This window comes from Streptococcus sp. S1, assembly GCF_034137685.1.
Classification (GTDB): Bacteria; Bacillota; Bacilli; order Lactobacillales; family Streptococcaceae; genus Streptococcus; species Streptococcus dentalis.
In genome coordinates this window covers 1,150,812-1,166,605 of record NZ_CP139418.1, presented here as the reverse complement: position 1 = coordinate 1,166,605, position 15,794 = coordinate 1,150,812, and the positions used below count along the sequence as shown (strand labels likewise).

Here is a 15,794-nt window from a genome sequence, read left to right as displayed (position 1 = left end):
TTAAAGTCACTTTATCTATTGACATAGAAAAAACCTTTGAAAAAGAATTTCTTTTCAAAGGTTTTATTTTCTTTTCTTTCTGATTTCTTTTTCAATGGCACTCGCAATCTTCTCCACCATATAGGCTGTCTGGAGATTGCGCAAGATCAAGAGGGCCCAAAAACATGCAAAGAGCATTTGACCCGCCATGGTCGCTTCATTGAAAAAGTATGTCTCCATAGCAGTAAAGACTGCTATCACTGCAAATTGTTTTCTATTCATAAAATTATTTTACCATGATTCAGTAAAAAATTCATGTATTAATCGTCTTGAAGAGTGATTTTATCGGATAAAAAGTGAAATTCCTCAGGGATGACACTTTCCTCTTCTTCTACCACTTCCGCTTTTTGTCCACGCGCCTTAGCCGAAAACTCTGCCCGAATTTGGGTCCATTCTTCCAGCGAAACCGCTAAAATCTCTGGTGAGAAGCCAGCAGCATTGCTGAGGATATTTCCAAACATGGTATTGAGGTTGTCCCGCTTCATGGTCTGTTCAGCATTAAAGGCAGACTCAAAGGCTAAAATAGCGTGATTTTCATTGGCAGCGACCGGCTGGGATCCGATTAAGAGGGCCTTATCCGCACCTGCCAAGCTCTCGATGATTTCCCCCCAAGCGTTCTGAAGACGGATCAAGTTGGTCCGTGCCAACTCTGGGTTTTCAACCGCCTCTTGTAAAATGGCGTTGACCTTGTTTCGATCTGCACGGTAGCCCTTGCTCGACTTGGTTGGACGAGCTACTGTCGGTTTTGAAGCAGGAAGACTGCTACCTGATTGCGCTAACTGTTGCTTGAGTTGAGCGACTTCCTTTTTCAAGTCTTCCAGCTGAGCTAGCACATTAGAAGGAACCTCCAGAGTAGCTGAGTTAGAAACTTGGCCCGTACTTTCAGCCAATTTAATGGTCATCATTTCAGTGTAGATGCGCGGTTGCAGACTATTTTTGATATCCGCTAGACTGGTCGTCGCCTGGTCAATCAGGGCAAAAAGACGGGCTTGATCAGCTTCAAGATTCGCCGCAAACAAGTCACTAGCGTGAGTATTTTCTCCGCCTGTCTGAACAATCAAGAGATCTCTCAGGTATTGAAGTAAGTCCGTGACGAAACGGGCCATATTCTTCCCGTTATCAAAGATAATCGCCAGCTGATCCAGTGCTGCTGTTGCATCATGAGCCAGGATGGCAGCCACGTACTGATCGAGTGCAGCTAGACTGATGGATCCTGTAATCTCTTCAGCGATTGCTGTCGTCAACTCACTACCCGCAGTCAGACTCAGGGCTTGGTCCAAAATGGACAAGGCATCCCGCATCCCACCTTCAGCGCGTCGAGCGATGATCTGCACAGCATCTGCTTCATAGGCAATGCCTTCTGTAGCTAAGATGCTTTCCAAATGATGAACGATATCCGGCAGTTTGATGGATTTGAATTCAAAGCGTTGCACCCGTGACAGAATAGTAGCTGGAATCTTGTGTAACTCCGTTGTTGCGAGGATAAAGACCACATTCTCTGTCGGCTCTTCCAGCGTCTTCAACAAGGCATTAAAGGCTCCTGTTGAGAGCATGTGGACCTCATCGATAATGTAGACCTTGTGCTTGGCTAGACTCGGAGCATAAGTGGATTTGTCGCGAATATCCCGAATCTCATCCACCCCATTGTTGGATGCCGCATCGATTTCAATGACATCTTCTAGGCTCCCATTGGTAATGGATTCACAGATATAGCAGTCGTTACAAGGCTCCCCATTGACTTGATTAGGACAGTTCATAGCCTTAGCAAAGATCTTGGCCACACTGGTTTTCCCAGTACCACGAGGACCAGAAAAGAGATAGGCATGGGTGATCTTCTCCTGCTCGACGGCCTGTCTCAATGTCCGTGCCACCACTTGCTGGCCGACCAATTGGCCAAAGGTCTGGCTACGGTATTTCCGATATAAAGCTTGATACATTAGTTCTTAACTCCAAACATCTTAAAGTCCCAGTTTGTCTTATCGATCAAGAGAGCGACAAACTCTTCCAAATACTCCTTATCCAGCTGATCATAGTCAGAGACACACTCCGAATCCAGATCTAAAACCCCAAGGAGCTGGACGTCCTTGACCATAGGCACCACAATCTCACTCATAGCCCGGCTATCACAGGAAATATAGTTGGCATGCTGGCGCACATCTTCAACAATCATGGTTTCCTGCTTTTGAGCGGCTTCTCCACAGACACCCTTTCCAAGAGCGATATGGACACAAGAAACACCTCCCTGAAAAGGTCCCAGGATCAATTCCGTTTGATCATACAAATAAAAACCCGCAAAGACCGAACGAGGCAGGGCTTGATTTAAAAGAGCACTGGCATTGGACAGATTAGCCAAGGCATTGGTTTCTCCCATTAAGAGAGCGTCTAACTGAGCCAGCAAGAGCTGGTATTGTGATTCTTTTTCCGAATGTTTCATACCTTCCATTATACCAAATCTTTACCCAAAAATTAAGCTTCAAACAGCGAAAGAAAAGAGAGTGGGACAGAAAATCGGTAATTCATTAGAATTCGATTTCGTCGTCCCACCTCCGCACAGTTGAGTAGGGCTGTAAAAGCTGATGAAATCAGCGTAGTAGAGCCCGCTCAACCACTGCGTCTTGCTCGACAATGCAAAGACAATTGAGAGGCTAGGACTTTTGTCCCAGCCTCTGGAATATAGATAAAGTTATCTTAAAACTTTCCTCACGGCGGAATGTTTCAATATATTCTTGATTCATTTTAAAAATAAAATCTCAGCTTTATTTCTTTGCAGAATCATTTAACTCATTCTTCTAAAAATTATTTTATCTAGTCATGTCGCCGATTGAAGTGAAAGACCTCAAAATACTGAATAGCACGATAGATTAAAAAGATGGTCAAGATGATGGCCACCAGCCAAATCGTCTTTAGTCCATAAAACTGGATCAAGTAGGTCGAAAAAATGGCCCCACAGACGAAACTCCCGATCAAGCAGGTCATAAAGATGGCTTCCCAGAGGAATTTCATCTCCCTGTCTCTAACAAAATTTCCATAAGCTACCATGGTTTTCTTGAGATTTCCGGTCATAAAAGAGTGGTTGTAGGCATAGCTACCTACTTCTCCAAATGAGGTCGCTACGATTCCCAAACTCAGGCCAAAAAAAGGCACGATGAAGACATTTTTTACCGATGCTGGCAAAAATCCCGTCACCAAGGTTGTGAGGATAAAGGGTACCAAGGTACTGAGGCGCCAAACTGAGTTGTCAATCAAGCGACGCAAGACTGTCATCAAAAGGATTCCCAGCATAAAAGCCAGCATGGTCGCTAACTTGACTTCTACATCTGAGATCTGCTGGCCAATCAAGCCGACCGATAGAAAGACCACATTCCCCGTCTGGCCTGCCGCCAAGGTCCCACCCCGACAGATAAAGGTATAGGCATCTGAAAAACCAGCACACATGGTCAATAAACAAGCGAACGCCTTGGTCCGCGAATGAAACTCCCTTTTCATTTCCATTCTCCCTAGGAAAAAGAGGGAGTGGTACAGAATGTTACATAACATTCCTCGTACCACCCCTGCAAAGTTGATTGAGAACTCTTTCGAGTCTTTTAGCGAATGAAGAGTCTCACCAACTACTGCGACATTCAATTATTCCAACTAATGTGAAAGAATTGGAGATCGATTTCCCTCTTTCTCCCTATTTTATTTTCCCTCACGCGCTTCGTTGAGGATTTTTTCAATCTTGGTTGTGATCAAGTCAATCGCAACCGTATTGCTGACACCTTCCGGGATAATCACGTCCGCATAGCGCTTGGTTGGCTCGATGAACTGGTGGTACATCGGTTTTACCACACCAAGGTATTGCTCAATGACACTATCAAGACTCCGGCCACGCTCCTCCATATCGCGCTTGATCCGGCGAATGATCCGCACATCATCATCCGTATCAACGAAAATCTTGATGTCCATCAAGTCTCGAAGGCGCTTGTCTTCAAGGACTAAGATCCCTTCCACGATGAAGACATCCTGTGGTTCCTGACGATAGGTCTTGCTGCTGCGTGTATGTTCAGCATAGTCATAAGTTGGAATATCTACCGGACGACCCTCCAAGAGTTCATTGATCTGCGCAATCATCAAGTCCGTATCAAAGGCAAAAGGATGGTCATAGTTAGTCTTGATCCGCTCCTCAAAGGTCAAATGACTCTGGTCCTTGTAATAAGAATCATGCTCAATCATGGCAATCTTTTCATTCGGGAAATTGGCCAAAATGGCACGAGACACACTGGTCTTTCCACCACCAGAACCACCAGTAACACCAATAATAATAGGTCTATTTTGCATTTTCTACTCCATTACCTCTAGTCGCCTGAGAAGAAATAGACATCTCAGACACATCTCATCCATTTTACCATATTTTTGCCTAGACATGAATAGTTTTTCAGTAAGAAGTTTGGAAACAAAAAGGACCTTGCGGTCCTTTGATTATTTAGATAAACTAGTTCTTTAGAAAAAAAACTAAGTGATCTTGCAAAGAAATAAAAATGAGTTCTAATTTTTTAAATGAATCAAGAATATACTGAAACTTTCCGCCGTGAGATAAGTGCTAGAAACAGTGATGTTTCTAGCACTCGGGAGTTTTGAAACCTTAGGTTCAAAACTAAGTCATGGAACTTCTTCGAAGTTCGCTGACGTCCGTTCTCACCTAAGGAAAGTTTCTAAGATGACTTTGTCTTCAATCTAAAAGGACCTTGCGGTCCTTTCATTATTTCACTTTTTCTAATTTTGCGGCAAATTCATTACCACCACGTAAGACGAGTATATTTTTTCCACCGTTGACAGGTACGAAACAATAATTTGAATTAGCTTGTATATAGACTTCCTTAGCGCTCTTCACTTGATAGCCTTCTGATTTCACCGCTTCTTGAATTACTTCAAATGTGTGTTCAATCTCTTCTTTAGAAGTCGTGTCTCCATCATACTTTTCTGAATCAGCTAGAGAATAGAATGCGTAAGCCTTGCTATCGTAATACTTATCACTAATAATTCCGTGATCTGAAATCTGAACAGTTGTATTACTTCCTTCTGTCACATTCTTCCATTTTCCAACCATGGCCTTTGGTATTTCAATCTTGTGATAGACCAAATTCTCTTCAAAGTTTCCTTCGTATGATTTATAAGTTTTCAAGTCGAATAAATCATTTCTTAAAATAATATTGCTTCCGTCTTTTTGGAGCAAATTATAGCGTGTGTTCCCACCAGATTTAATAACAACTATTTCTGTCGTTTTCAGGTTAAATTTCTTATCGACATCCGCAAGTGAATGCAAGTCAGTCGCATTTAACAAAGAAAGTGCGGTATTAAATTCTTTTTTCGCTTCATTGCCCTTGAGAACCTTTTTGATGGTCTCGCCACCATTGACTTTTTGTTTCTTTCCACTTAGTTCATAAGTGACCGGACTTGAATCCGTATTTCGCAACCAAACACCATCTAGACTTGGTCCACCTGAAAAGAAAAAGAACCAAGCAAAGGAAATCACTGCGACAAGTCCCGCAACTGCGGCCCCAATTTGGGATTGTTTATTGAAAGAAAATGTCAATTTTTTCGGTCTTGGAACAGGTTGTAAGGTTTTCGCCGATGGCTGCGGTTGGACAAAAGCTTTCTGCTCTTGTGAAAGAGGTGCGCTAGATGCAACAGGTACTTCCTGAGCAGGAGCCTGTGCTTTAGTTGCTGGAGCTGGTGCTTCTTTTCGCTCTACGACAAACTCCCCTTTTTCACGCGCTGCTTGAAATTCTTGCATACTTGGCTTGCGACCATTGATCGCTTCAAAATATTCAACCCAATCGTTTTGATTCATTCTATCCCCCTTATTGATTCATCCTAAAAACTAACCATATTATACCATAAATCAATGGTTAATTTTTTGATTTTCAGAAAAATATCTGAAAAATCCAAGCGATTTTCCACTTGGACTTTCTTCATTATTTCAAAACTTTTTGTGTTTTCGCGTAATTGGCTTCTACAGCTTCTTTTTCAGCCTTCCACCAATCTTGGTGGTCTGTGTACCACTTGATGGTGTCTTCCAAACCTGCTTCAAAGTTGGTGAATTGTGGTTCCCAACCTAATTCTTCACGCAATTTTGTTGAATCAATAGCATAACGCAAATCGTGACCAGCACGGTCTGTTACACGGTCGTAGGCATCTTTTGGTTGTCCCATTTTTTCAAGGATCAACTCAAGCACTTCCTTGTTGTTCTTTTCGCCGTCAGCACCAATCAAGTAAGTTTCACCGATACGGCCCTTGGTAAGGATGGCCCAAACACCTGTTGAGTGGTCGTTGGTGTGGATCCAGTCACGGACGTTCTTGCCTTCACCATAAAGTTTTGGCTTGATGCCAGACAAGATATTGGTGATTTGACGTGGGATGAATTTTTCGATGTGTTGGTATGGCCCGTAGTTGTTTGAACAGTTAGAAATCGTTGCTTTGACACCAAAGGAACGTACCCAAGCTTTTACAATCAAGTCTGAAGCAGCTTTGGTTGATGAATAAGGTGATGATGGGTTGTATTTGGTTTCAGCAGTGAATTTTTCACCAGGACCTTCCCCATGTCCAGGAAGATCTTCACGCAATGGAAGGTCCCCATAGACTTCGTCTGTTGACACGTGGTGGAAACGAATGTCGTATTTACGAGCCGCTTCCAAGAGTGTGTAAGTTCCAACAAAGTTTGTGTAGATAAATGGAGATGGATCTTTGAGGGAGTTGTCATTGTGGCTTTCAGCCGCATAGTGAACAATCGCATCAGCCTTGGCAGCCAATTTGTCAACTAATTCAGCATCCGCGATGTCTCCCACCACCAACTCGACACGATCTCCAAGGATTTCTTCGATATTGGCACGGTTACCAGCGTAAGTGAGTTTGTCAAGGACAGTCACATGCACGTCTGGATGGTTGTTGTAGACATAGTGTACGAAGTTTGAACCGATGAAACCAGCTCCACCGGTTACGATGATATGTTTATATTCTGACATTTTTTCTCCAAATAGTTTTTGTTTTGATTGTTCCTTTAGCTAGTGAGGGACGCCAGCAACCCTTCGGTTTCATGGCTAAATCCGAAGCCTAAGTCTCCAGATTTTCCTACAAGATTCCCTGAGGGAATCTTGTTTTCACTAGGGCAGAAACTCTCTTATAACGCTCCTTGCAGTCGCGCTATTGCTTCGCAAAGTTCATTTTTACAAATCTTCTGCTTTTAGGGGTTTGACATCTTTGAGCAACGGGTGGTTCTTGTCTGCTTCTGAGACTTCTGCTTCTTCCAAGTTTTCCCACTGGATGTCTAGGCTTGGGTCTGCATAGTTGACAAAAGCATATTTTGGCTTGAGTTCCAGTGCCCAGTAATCATTGACTAAGTATGTATAGGCAACTTTGTCTGTCAAAACTTGGAACCCATTGGCAACACCACGAGGAACGAAGATGCCTTTTGAAGCATCGATCACGGTTTGGTAGGTGTTCCCAAAGCTATCGCCTTCACGAAGGTCTACCCAAGTTCCAAGAACCTTTCCTTCATCTGCTACAGAGATGTACTTGTCCCAAGGCTCTGCATGCAGACCACGTAAGACATGCTTGCGTGAGAAGGAGATATTGTTTTGCAACTTGCCTTCCGCAAAGAAGCTTTCAGGGAAGCCAAGAGGAAGCATTTTCTCTTTTTGGAAGTTTTCTTTAAACCAACCACGGTTATCTCCGCGCACAGGAATATCAAACTCCATCAAGCCTGGGATGGCTTCAATTTTGCGGGCTGCTAATTCTTTATCAAAAAATTGTTCCGTCATTAAGCTTCTCCAATCAAACGGAGCAAATATTGTCCGTATTCGTTTTTCTTCAATGATTGCGCTAATTCATGAACTTGTTCCTTGGTGATATAACCCATGCGATAAGCAATTTCCTCAAGATTGGCTACTTGGACATTTTGCAAACGTTGAACAGTCTCGATATATTGAGAAGCTTGCAAGAGGCTTTCGTGAGTTCCTGTATCCAACCAGGCAAAACCACGGCCCATGAGCTCAACAGAAAGATCTCCACGCTCCAAATAGGCCTTGTTAACATCAGTGATTTCAAGCTCTCCACGAGGACTTGGTTTGATGTTTTTGGCAATCTCTACCACATCATTGTCATAGAAGTAAAGTCCTGTCACTGCAAAATTCGATTTTGGATGTTCTGGCTTTTCTTCGATAGAGATAGCATTCATATCCGCGTCAAACTCTACCACACCAAATCGTTCTGGATCTTTGACTTGGTAACCAAAGACAGTCGCTCCTTTTTCTTTCGCTTCTGCCCGTTGCAACATCTTGGTTAAGCCATTTCCGTGGAAGATATTGTCCCCAAGAATGAGGGCAACGTGATCGTCCCCGATAAAGTCTTCCCCGATGATGAAGGCTTGCGCCAAGCCATCTGGACTTGGTTGCTCTGCATAAGAGAGAGAAATTCCGAGCTCAGAACCATCTCCAAGAAGCTCTTCAAAACGAGGTAGGTCTTGAGGAGTCGAAATGATCAGGATATCTTTGATCCCAGCCAACATAAGGGTTGACAGCGGATAGTAGATCATCGGTTTGTCATAAATGGGCATCAATTGTTTAGAAGCCGCACGTGTCAATGGATACAAGCGAGTTCCTGAGCCCCCTGCTAAAATAATACCTTTCATAATGTTAGGCCTTTCTACGTAGTCATTACCCTTATTTTATCATGTTTATATAAAAAAGTCACCTTGCATTTATGTTCCAAGGTGATGACAGGTTATCCCAAAGCGACGTCTAGGATCATCATAATGACAAAGCCAACCATGAGACCAAGTGTCGCAACATCTGTGTTGCCATTGGTCTGGGAATCTGGGATCAACTCTTCGACCACTACAAAAATCATCGCACCTACCGCAAAGCCCATCATGATATCCAGTAATTAGCGACTAATATGCTTGAAGAAAAAGACGATAGCTGACCCGACAATGGTACAGCCCCATGTAAACAATCCTGCGAGAAAGGCCTGCAAGACCACGGATTGCGATTGAAACCAATTCATAATAACTCCCATTTTCTTGATGATTCACTCCCTCTATTCTACTATTTTTAGCCAAATTACAGAAGGTCTTTCGAAAAAAAGAGAGTGGGACAGAAATCGGTAATTCGTTAGAATTCGATTTCGTCGTCCCACCTCCGCACAGTTGAGTAGGGCTGTAAAAGCTGATGAAATCAGCGTAGTAGAGCCCACTCAACCACTGCGTCTTGCTCGACAATCCAAAAACAATTGAGAGGCTAGGACTTTTGTCCCAGCCTACTTCTTCACATATTGTTCAACTGGATAATCTGCTGGATCCAAGCGCAGGTTTCCTCCTGCCACGAGTTGGGCTAGGTGCCAACCAATGAGGGGACCAGTTGTGAGGCCAGACGAACCAAGTCCACTGGCGGCATAGAGGCCTGCTCGATCAGGAACAGCTCCCCAAAATGGTGAAAAGTCACTGGTGTAGGCACGAGTTCCCACGCGCTCCCCTATAACTTCTGCTTGAGCTAGTTCTGGATAGTAAGACAGGGCTTCTGTTTCCATCTGATTAAGCAGAGTTTGATCCACCGTCAGGTCAAAGCCCATCTCATTTTCATGGGTGGCTCCCATACTGATCTTGCCCTGCTGAAATGGAATGATATCCAGCTCTCCTTCAGGCATGACCACAGGATAATCATCAGTATCTAAGTCTAACTGATAATCCCTCAACTGTCCTTTTTGCGGACGGACATCAACCTGGTAGCCGAGTGGCTCAAGGATTTTCCCCAACCAGGCCCCTGTTGCTAGGATGACTTGGTCATAGCTTTCTCCGGCAATCTGATAGCCATCATCTAAGACAGAGAGAGTAACCTCTTCCTTGATCACTCTTGCCCCACTGGCTTCAAGAAGAGTTGACGTCAGAAGGGCTCCCTCTACATGAGCTCCACCTGATGCATAAAGGAGCTGGTCAAAGCCTTGCAGACCTGGGAATTGTTGGGTCACTTCTTCTTTGGTCAAGATCGCTAATTCCCCAATCAGGGGTGATTCTTCCCGACGGCCTAGCGCCAACTGATAAAGTTCATCTAATTTCTCCTCTTTTTTCTTAAGAAGATAGACACCGGTCTGCTGGTAAAAGTCCGTATCGATTTCCTCCTTAGCTAGGTCTTCTACCAATTCTTGGTAGAAATCAGCTCCTAATCGAGCCAGGCGATACCAGTCCTTGTTTCGTCGCTTCGAAAACCAAGGGCTAATAATACCAGCCGCAGCCTTGGTTGCTTGGCCAAGTCCATGGTCATAGACGGTTACATCCACTTGTGCTTCTTTGGATAAATAATAGGCTGCAGTGGATCCCACGATCCCTGCACCAATAATCGCAACTTTCATGATCACCTCTTAGATATGGTAAAAAGGATTGGTGCTGGATTGGCTGCCCAGCACTTCGATCTCCCAATCTTCTTCAGACTTCCACTGATTGAGCTTTTCTACTAGTTTCGAGACAAACAGAACTTCGATATGGTGACCTGGATCCAAGGCTAGGAGCCCGTCACTTAGCATGTCCTGAGCCGTGTGGTAGTAGATATCTCCTGTGATATAGACCTCTGCCCCCTTAGCGAGAGCATCCTTGTAAAAGGACTGGCCACTTCCTCCACAGATAGCAACGCGCTCAATGACCCGATCCAGATCCGCCTGGTCATAACCAACCAAGCGCAAAGCATCTAAGCCAAAAGTTTCTTTTACTTTTTCAGCCAACTGGCCAAAGGTTTGAGCTGGCACTTGACCGATGCGTCCGATTCCGATGCCTTCCCCTGTCATGCTGAGGGGCTCTGTGTTTTCAATTTCTAAAAGCTGGCAAAACCAATCATTCAATCCATCTGGGACAATATCAATATTGGTATGGCTGACGTAGACCGCAATATCGTGCTTGATCAAGTCAATATAGATCTGATTTTGACCCCGATCGGCTACCAAATCCTTAATAGGACGGAAAATGGGCGCATGCTTGACGATAATCAAGTCCACCCCATGGGTGATGGCTTCCGCCACCGTCTGCTCACGGATATCTAAGGCTACCATGACCCTCTTGATGTCTTTTTGCAGGGTGCCGACCTGTAATCCACAGACATCTCCCTCCATGGAAAGTTCCTGGGGACAGTAGGCTTCATAGCGTTTGATGACTTCACTCGCTAGCATTTAGGACCTCCTTGATTTGGGCGATGCGATCTTCTAACGAACCTCTGGCAGATTGATTCTCAACTGGGACCTGCTCCAAGGCAAAGACTAATTTTTCCACTTCCTTGGACCATTTTTGAACAAAGGCAGGAGCTTGTTCCACCATCAAATGGGGACCAAAACGCAGTTCCTTAGTTGTCAACTCTTGAGAACCGTGTTCGACCACGAGGATCTCATAAAACTTCTCATTTTCTTCTAAGATAGCTTCATCGACAATGCGAAAATCATGGTCTACCAACCAAGCTCGCAACTCATCTTCCCGATTATTGGGTTGTAAGACCAAGCGAGAGACACCGGCTAATTTCTCAAGACCTGCCGCTAAGATATCTGCAATCAGGCGTCCGCCCATCCCTGCAATGGTGATACAGGAAATGCCGTCTTTTGGTTCAAATGCAGCCAAGCCATTGGCCAGGCGAACCTCAATCTTGTCTTCTAAGCCATTATCAGCTACGTTTTGAAGAGCGGATTGATAAGGTCCCTCCACTACCTCACCAGCAATGGCAGCCTCAATTTTCCCTTCTTGTAAAAGGGCGATTGGGAGATAAGCATGGTCACTTCCCACATCTAACAGACGCGCTCCAGCTGGGACGAAGCTAGCCACCAAGTCCAAGCGATTTGATAATTTCGTAAATTCCATGTGCTACTTTCTAAACTTTTATTCCACCCTTTAGTATACCATGTTATCACCATTAAAAAAAGGCGCGAAGGCGCCTATTCCTTATGCATCGATTTCCTTATAGTCCACTTCCAAGCCACGTTTTACAGCTGGGCGATTGGCAATTTTCTCTGTCCAAGCTTGCAAATGCTTGTATTCCTTCACATCTAAGAAAATTCCTGCACGGTCCCAGACCTTGTCTTGGGCTAGACGGCCATACCAAGACCAGATGGCGATATCTGCAATGGTATAGTCATCTCCTGCAATATAAGGTTTGGTTGCCAGTTCCTTGTCCAGTAGGTCCAATTGGCGTTTGGCTTCCATGGCAAAGCGGTTGATGGCATACTCTATTTTTTCAGGCGCATAGTGGAAGAAATGACCAAAGCCTCCACCTAAGAAAGGTGCAGCACCTGTCTGCCAGAAGAGCCAGTTGAGCACTTCTGTCCGCTTAGCAGGATCTGTCGGGATTAATTGGCCAAATTTCTCTGCTAGATACAAGAGGATATTGACCGATTCAAAGACCCGAATGTCTTGATCACCTGATTGATCCAACATAGCTGGAATTTTAGAGTTTGGATTGATGGCTACAAAGTCACTACCAAACTGATCTCCCTCGCCAATCTTGATGCGATAAGCATCATAACCAACTTCCACTCCAAGCTCTTTCAATTCTTCCAGCATAATGGTCACCTTAATCCCATTTGGAGTTGGAAGACTATAGAGTTGGAAGGGCTGATTGCCTTTTGGAAGGGTTTGTTCGAAGCGGGCACCTGCTGTTGGTTGGTTCAAGCCACCCCAGGCTCCTCCCATTTGGCTCGGTGCTTCCCATACTTCTGGTAATTGATAATCTGACATCTCTTTTCTCCTTTGTCTATGTTACTACTAGCATATCAAATCCAGTCGCTAGTTTCAAAAATCTGCTACGCTGGCTTTACTTGACTTTTCTTGGCAAAATGATAGTATAGAAAAAATACATTTTGAAGGAGAAAAAACATGTCCACGATCGACTTTCATAGTTTGGCAAAGACAGAACTACACTGCCACTTAGACGGTTCCTTGTCTCTTCCGACCATTCGCCAATTGGCAGCCATGGCCAATATTGACCTCCCTGCTAGCGATGAGGAGCTCAAGCACCATGTCACTGCACCTGCCCACTGTGAGAATCTCTTAGACTATTTGGAGGCCTTTGACTACATTCGCCCTCTTCTTCAGACCAAGGAAGCCTTGACCCTTGCTGCTTACGATGTGGCCAAGCAAGCTGCTCTGGAGAATGTCCTCTACATCGAGGTTCGTTTTGCCCCAGAATTGTCCATGGACCAAGGGCTTACAGTCCCAGAAACTATCGATGCTGTCTGCGAAGGACTGCGCCAAGCCCAGGATGAATTTGGCATTGTTGCAAAAGCCTTGGTCTGTGGCATGCGCCAGTCAGATCAAGAAGTCACATCTCGCATTCTTGCAGAAGCCAACCAAGTTAGTGATCAGGATTTTGTTGGTTTTGACTTTGCCGGAGATGAGCACAACTACTCTCCAAAAGATATTCGACCTCTAATTGAGCAAGTCAAGAGTTACCATCGTCCTATGACGCTTCATGCAGGTGAGTGTCATTGCCCACACTTTGTTGCCCAATCGATTGCATTTGGTATCAAACGCAATGGCCACGTGACAGCTCTATCTCATGAACCAGCCTTACTCCAATCCTTTATTGAAAATGGGGTCACTGGTGAACTCTGCTTGACCAGCAACTTACAGACAAAAGCAGCGCCGACTATAGAAGATTTCCCTTATTTGAAGATGAATGCAGCCGGTGCTCGGATCAGTATCAATACCGATAACCGGACTGTATCTGATACCGACCTCACCAAGGAATACGCTCTCTATCATCAGCATTTCCAAACCAAGGAAATTGACTTTTACCAGCACAATGTCCATGCCATCCAGGCTTCCTTTGCAAGTGAGGAAGAAAAACAAGAACTCCTCACCAAACTAGAAAAAGCCTACGCGGACTATTTATAAACAAAAAAATGAGGCTGGGACAAAAGTCCTAGCCTCTCAATTATCTTTGGATTGTCGAGCAAGACGCAGTGGTTGAGTGGGCTCTACTACGCTGATTTCATCAGCTTTTACAGCCCTACTCAACTGTGCGGAGGTGGGACGACGAAATCGAATTCTAACGAATTACCGATTTCTGTCCCACTCTCAGTTTTTTTTATCCTTCCACAAATCCATGGCCTGTAAGAAATCGTCTGAAACCGTCACATTGCGTGGGTTAGCTTGCTCGCGTTCTTGTAGTTTCGCCTCTACTTGGGCCAGGCTGTTGATGCCTTCACTGCGCCAGTTTCGCAAAATGGCCTGGATATATTTCCAGTGAGGCTTGCCATTAAAAACAGCTTCTCGTAGCGCTGCCTTGATCACATCTGGATCTGTCTGATCCTCGCGCACGGTCTTGGTCAAATCTTCAATCTCAAAAGGCGTCAAGAGTCGTCCAAGCTCCTGTTGGAAGGTTTCCACCAAGTCCTTGATGACATTTCCCTTGGCAGGAGCACTCTGTGTCTTCCCTTGTGTCTGAGCGTCTAAAATTTCATCCAAGCGTTCCAGGGCTATGGTCGCATCAAAGATGGCCTCAATTTCTCCATTAAGCTCAATGGTCCGATATTGAAGAAGTCCCTTGGTGGTCAAATTGGACATAATCCGATTGACCTCTGTCACCGTTTTTCCCAGATGACTAGCAATCTGATTGGGAGTCAAGGTCTCTTGACCAGTCGTATTTTGAAGGAAGAAAAACTGCCAAACCAAGTAGTCATCTGCCTGGTCAAATAACTCATGATAATGAAAAAGCAAGGCACTTGGAAGAACCAAGTTGCCATACTTAAATGCTTGTGAATATGTCATAATTCCCCTTTATAGGTAACCATAAAATGAAATATCTTTTTCCAATTCTTCCAAGCGGTAAGGTGTTTCTTGATAAACCGCATAGTTGATCCAATTACTAAAGAAGGTTGTCGCAGCTAGATTCCAGCGAATGCGAGGCTCTGTACTGGCATCATCGTGATCAAAATAATTCTTAGGAACATCCGGATCCAAGCCTGCCTTGACATCTCGGTTATATTCCTTAGCCAGCGTATCGCGATCATACTCCAGATGGCCAAAGCTATACACCTCACGCATGTCTGGACTGGCAATGATGGAAAGGCCAACTTCATTTCCTTGCGCGATCACCTGAAGATTGCTCTTTTCAAGGACTTCCTTCAAAGGAACATCCGTATAGCGAGAATGAGGGGCAAGGAAGCGATCGTCAAAGCCTCTCATGAGAAGACTTTCCGGACGCACCACTACTTGGTCATAGATACCGGATAGCTTGTCACAGAGCTCTACTTTTTGAATCCCGTAACGGTAGTAAAGACCAGCCTGAGCTCCCCAACAGAGGTGTAAGGTGGAAAAGACATGCCGCTTAGACCATTCAAAGACCTGGGTCAATTCTTCCCAGTAGTCTACTTCCTCAAAGTCCATCTTTTCAACAGGTGCTCCTGTCACAATCAAGCCGTCATAGTAATTATCCTTGATATCCTCAAAGGTCTTGTAGAAGCTCTCCAAATGCTCAGCCGCTGTATTCTTGGATTCATGGCTCGCCATGTAGAGGAAATCTACATTGATCTGCAAGGGCGTATTGGCAAGGAGCCGTAAGAGCTGGGTTTCTGTCGCAACCTTGGTCGGCATCAGATTCAGAATGAGAACATTCATCGGCCGAATATCCTGGTGAGTCGCCCGAACATCATCCATGACAAAAATATTTTCTGAACGAAGGATATCGACTGCTGGTAATTTTTTATCTAGAGTAATTGGCATAAAAAGCTCCCATCTTACAAGTTCTTAACTA

The 15,794-nt window shown here is 44.6% G+C and carries 16 protein-coding genes and 1 pseudogene; 1 reads left to right on the top strand and 16 read right to left on the bottom strand.

What is annotated here, in order from left to right:
• Positions 1-63: 63 nt before the first annotated feature.
• From SM121_RS05645 to yghU, 14 genes and pseudogenes are all read right to left on the bottom strand, one after another.
• Entirely contained in the window at positions 64-261 is a 198-nt protein-coding gene (locus SM121_RS05645; protein WP_003002577.1) for a DUF3272 family protein, read from the bottom strand.
• Positions 262-299: 38 nt separating this feature from the next.
• Entirely contained in the window at positions 300-1,976 is a 1,677-nt protein-coding gene (dnaX, locus tag SM121_RS05640) for a DNA polymerase III subunit gamma/tau (RefSeq protein ID WP_320910588.1), read from the bottom strand.
• The gene (locus SM121_RS05635; RefSeq protein WP_320910587.1) at positions 1,976-2,473 is read right to left on the bottom strand and encodes a GAF domain-containing protein; all 498 of its coding nucleotides are present in this window, start codon (positions 2,471-2,473) and stop codon (positions 1,976-1,978) included. Before SM121_RS05635 ends, dnaX begins: the two co-directional genes overlap by 1 nt.
• 371 nt (positions 2,474-2,844) lie before the next feature.
• Complete coding sequence (locus tag SM121_RS05630; protein WP_320910586.1) at positions 2,845-3,525, bottom strand: YoaK family protein; 681 nt, start codon at positions 3,523-3,525, stop codon at positions 2,845-2,847.
• Between the two features lie 192 nt (positions 3,526-3,717).
• Positions 3,718-4,356 carry a uridine kinase gene (gene udk / locus SM121_RS05625; protein WP_320910585.1) on the bottom strand — a complete coding sequence of 213 codons (639 nt, stop codon included), beginning with the start codon at positions 4,354-4,356 and terminating at the stop codon, positions 3,718-3,720.
• A 421-nt stretch (positions 4,357-4,777) separates the two neighbouring features.
• The gene (locus SM121_RS05620) at positions 4,778-5,869 is read right to left on the bottom strand and encodes a hypothetical protein (protein ID WP_320910584.1); all 1,092 of its coding nucleotides are present in this window, start codon (positions 5,867-5,869) and stop codon (positions 4,778-4,780) included.
• Positions 5,870-5,993: 124 nt separating this feature from the next.
• Positions 5,994-7,040, bottom strand: a complete 1,047-nt coding sequence (gene rfbB / locus SM121_RS05615) for a dTDP-glucose 4,6-dehydratase (protein ID WP_003002700.1) — start codon at positions 7,038-7,040, stop codon at positions 5,994-5,996.
• A gap of 201 nt (positions 7,041-7,241) precedes the next feature.
• A complete protein-coding gene (locus tag SM121_RS05610; protein WP_320910583.1) occupies positions 7,242-7,835 on the bottom strand; it encodes a dTDP-4-dehydrorhamnose 3,5-epimerase family protein in 594 nt (197 codons plus the stop codon).
• Entirely contained in the window at positions 7,835-8,704 is an 870-nt protein-coding gene (gene rfbA / locus SM121_RS05605) for a glucose-1-phosphate thymidylyltransferase RfbA (RefSeq protein WP_003002772.1), read from the bottom strand. Before rfbA ends, SM121_RS05610 begins: the two co-directional genes overlap by 1 nt.
• A gap of 92 nt (positions 8,705-8,796) precedes the next feature.
• Positions 8,797-8,937 (bottom strand): annotated as a pseudogene (locus SM121_RS09735) (ZIP family metal transporter); the annotation flags it as partial.
• Positions 8,938-9,330: 393 nt separating this feature from the next.
• Positions 9,331-10,419 (bottom strand): NAD(P)/FAD-dependent oxidoreductase, encoded by a 1,089-nt coding sequence (locus tag SM121_RS05595; RefSeq protein ID WP_320910582.1) that lies wholly within the window; start codon positions 10,417-10,419, stop codon positions 9,331-9,333.
• Between the two features lie 9 nt (positions 10,420-10,428).
• Positions 10,429-11,226 carry a Nif3-like dinuclear metal center hexameric protein gene (locus tag SM121_RS05590; protein WP_320910581.1) on the bottom strand — a complete coding sequence of 266 codons (798 nt, stop codon included), beginning with the start codon at positions 11,224-11,226 and terminating at the stop codon, positions 10,429-10,431.
• Entirely contained in the window at positions 11,213-11,902 is a 690-nt protein-coding gene (locus SM121_RS05585) for a tRNA (adenine(22)-N(1))-methyltransferase (RefSeq protein ID WP_320910580.1), read from the bottom strand. The genes SM121_RS05590 and SM121_RS05585 overlap by 14 nt, the downstream gene beginning before the upstream one ends.
• 81 nt (positions 11,903-11,983) lie before the next feature.
• Positions 11,984-12,775 (bottom strand): glutathione-dependent disulfide-bond oxidoreductase, encoded by a 792-nt coding sequence (yghU, locus tag SM121_RS05580; protein ID WP_320910579.1) that lies wholly within the window; start codon positions 12,773-12,775, stop codon positions 11,984-11,986.
• A gap of 138 nt (positions 12,776-12,913) precedes the next feature.
• Here yghU and add point away from each other — a divergent pair, with 138 nt between their 5' ends.
• On the top strand, positions 12,914-13,933 hold the full coding sequence (add, locus tag SM121_RS05575) for an adenosine deaminase (protein ID WP_320910578.1): 1,020 nt from the start codon (positions 12,914-12,916) through the stop codon (positions 13,931-13,933).
• Between the two features lie 183 nt (positions 13,934-14,116).
• On the opposite strand, the gene SM121_RS05570 is transcribed toward add, so the two are convergent.
• Both SM121_RS05570 and metA read right to left on the bottom strand, forming a co-directional pair.
• Positions 14,117-14,809: a DnaD domain-containing protein gene (locus SM121_RS05570; protein WP_320910577.1), complete on the bottom strand. Its 693-nt coding sequence runs from the start codon at positions 14,807-14,809 to the stop codon at positions 14,117-14,119.
• 9 nt (positions 14,810-14,818) lie between these two features.
• Entirely contained in the window at positions 14,819-15,763 is a 945-nt protein-coding gene (gene metA / locus SM121_RS05565; RefSeq protein ID WP_320910576.1) for a homoserine O-acetyltransferase MetA, read from the bottom strand.
• Positions 15,764-15,794 lie beyond the last annotated feature (31 nt).

What these genes read in the sequence shown, in the direction of transcription:
- SM121_RS05645 (WP_003002577.1), bottom strand. Translation starts at nt 261, where the DNA reads ATGAATAGAAAACAATTTGCAGTGATAGCAGTCTTTACTGCTATGGAG.
- dnaX (WP_320910588.1), bottom strand. Translation starts at nt 1,976, where the DNA reads ATGTATCAAGCTTTATATCGGAAATACCGTAGCCAGACCTTTGGCCAA.
- SM121_RS05635 (WP_320910587.1), bottom strand. Translation starts at nt 2,473, where the DNA reads ATGAAACATTCGGAAAAAGAATCACAATACCAGCTCTTGCTGGCTCAG.
- SM121_RS05630 (WP_320910586.1), bottom strand. Translation starts at nt 3,525, where the DNA reads ATGAAAAGGGAGTTTCATTCGCGGACCAAGGCGTTCGCTTGTTTATTG.
- udk (WP_320910585.1), bottom strand. Translation starts at nt 4,356, where the DNA reads ATGCAAAATAGACCTATTATTATTGGTGTTACTGGTGGTTCTGGTGGT.
- SM121_RS05620 (WP_320910584.1), bottom strand. Translation starts at nt 5,869, where the DNA reads ATGAATCAAAACGATTGGGTTGAATATTTTGAAGCGATCAATGGTCGC.
- rfbB (WP_003002700.1), bottom strand. Translation starts at nt 7,040, where the DNA reads ATGTCAGAATATAAACATATCATCGTAACCGGTGGAGCTGGTTTCATC.
- SM121_RS05610 (WP_320910583.1), bottom strand. Translation starts at nt 7,835, where the DNA reads ATGACGGAACAATTTTTTGATAAAGAATTAGCAGCCCGCAAAATTGAA.
- rfbA (WP_003002772.1), bottom strand. Translation starts at nt 8,704, where the DNA reads ATGAAAGGTATTATTTTAGCAGGGGGCTCAGGAACTCGCTTGTATCCA.
- SM121_RS05595 (WP_320910582.1), bottom strand. Translation starts at nt 10,419, where the DNA reads ATGAAAGTTGCGATTATTGGTGCAGGGATCGTGGGATCCACTGCAGCC.
- SM121_RS05590 (WP_320910581.1), bottom strand. Translation starts at nt 11,226, where the DNA reads ATGCTAGCGAGTGAAGTCATCAAACGCTATGAAGCCTACTGTCCCCAG.
- SM121_RS05585 (WP_320910580.1), bottom strand. Translation starts at nt 11,902, where the DNA reads ATGGAATTTACGAAATTATCAAATCGCTTGGACTTGGTGGCTAGCTTC.
- yghU (WP_320910579.1), bottom strand. Translation starts at nt 12,775, where the DNA reads ATGTCAGATTATCAATTACCAGAAGTATGGGAAGCACCGAGCCAAATG.
- add (WP_320910578.1), top strand. Translation starts at nt 12,914, where the DNA reads ATGTCCACGATCGACTTTCATAGTTTGGCAAAGACAGAACTACACTGC.
- SM121_RS05570 (WP_320910577.1), bottom strand. Translation starts at nt 14,809, where the DNA reads ATGACATATTCACAAGCATTTAAGTATGGCAACTTGGTTCTTCCAAGT.
- metA (WP_320910576.1), bottom strand. Translation starts at nt 15,763, where the DNA reads ATGCCAATTACTCTAGATAAAAAATTACCAGCAGTCGATATCCTTCGT.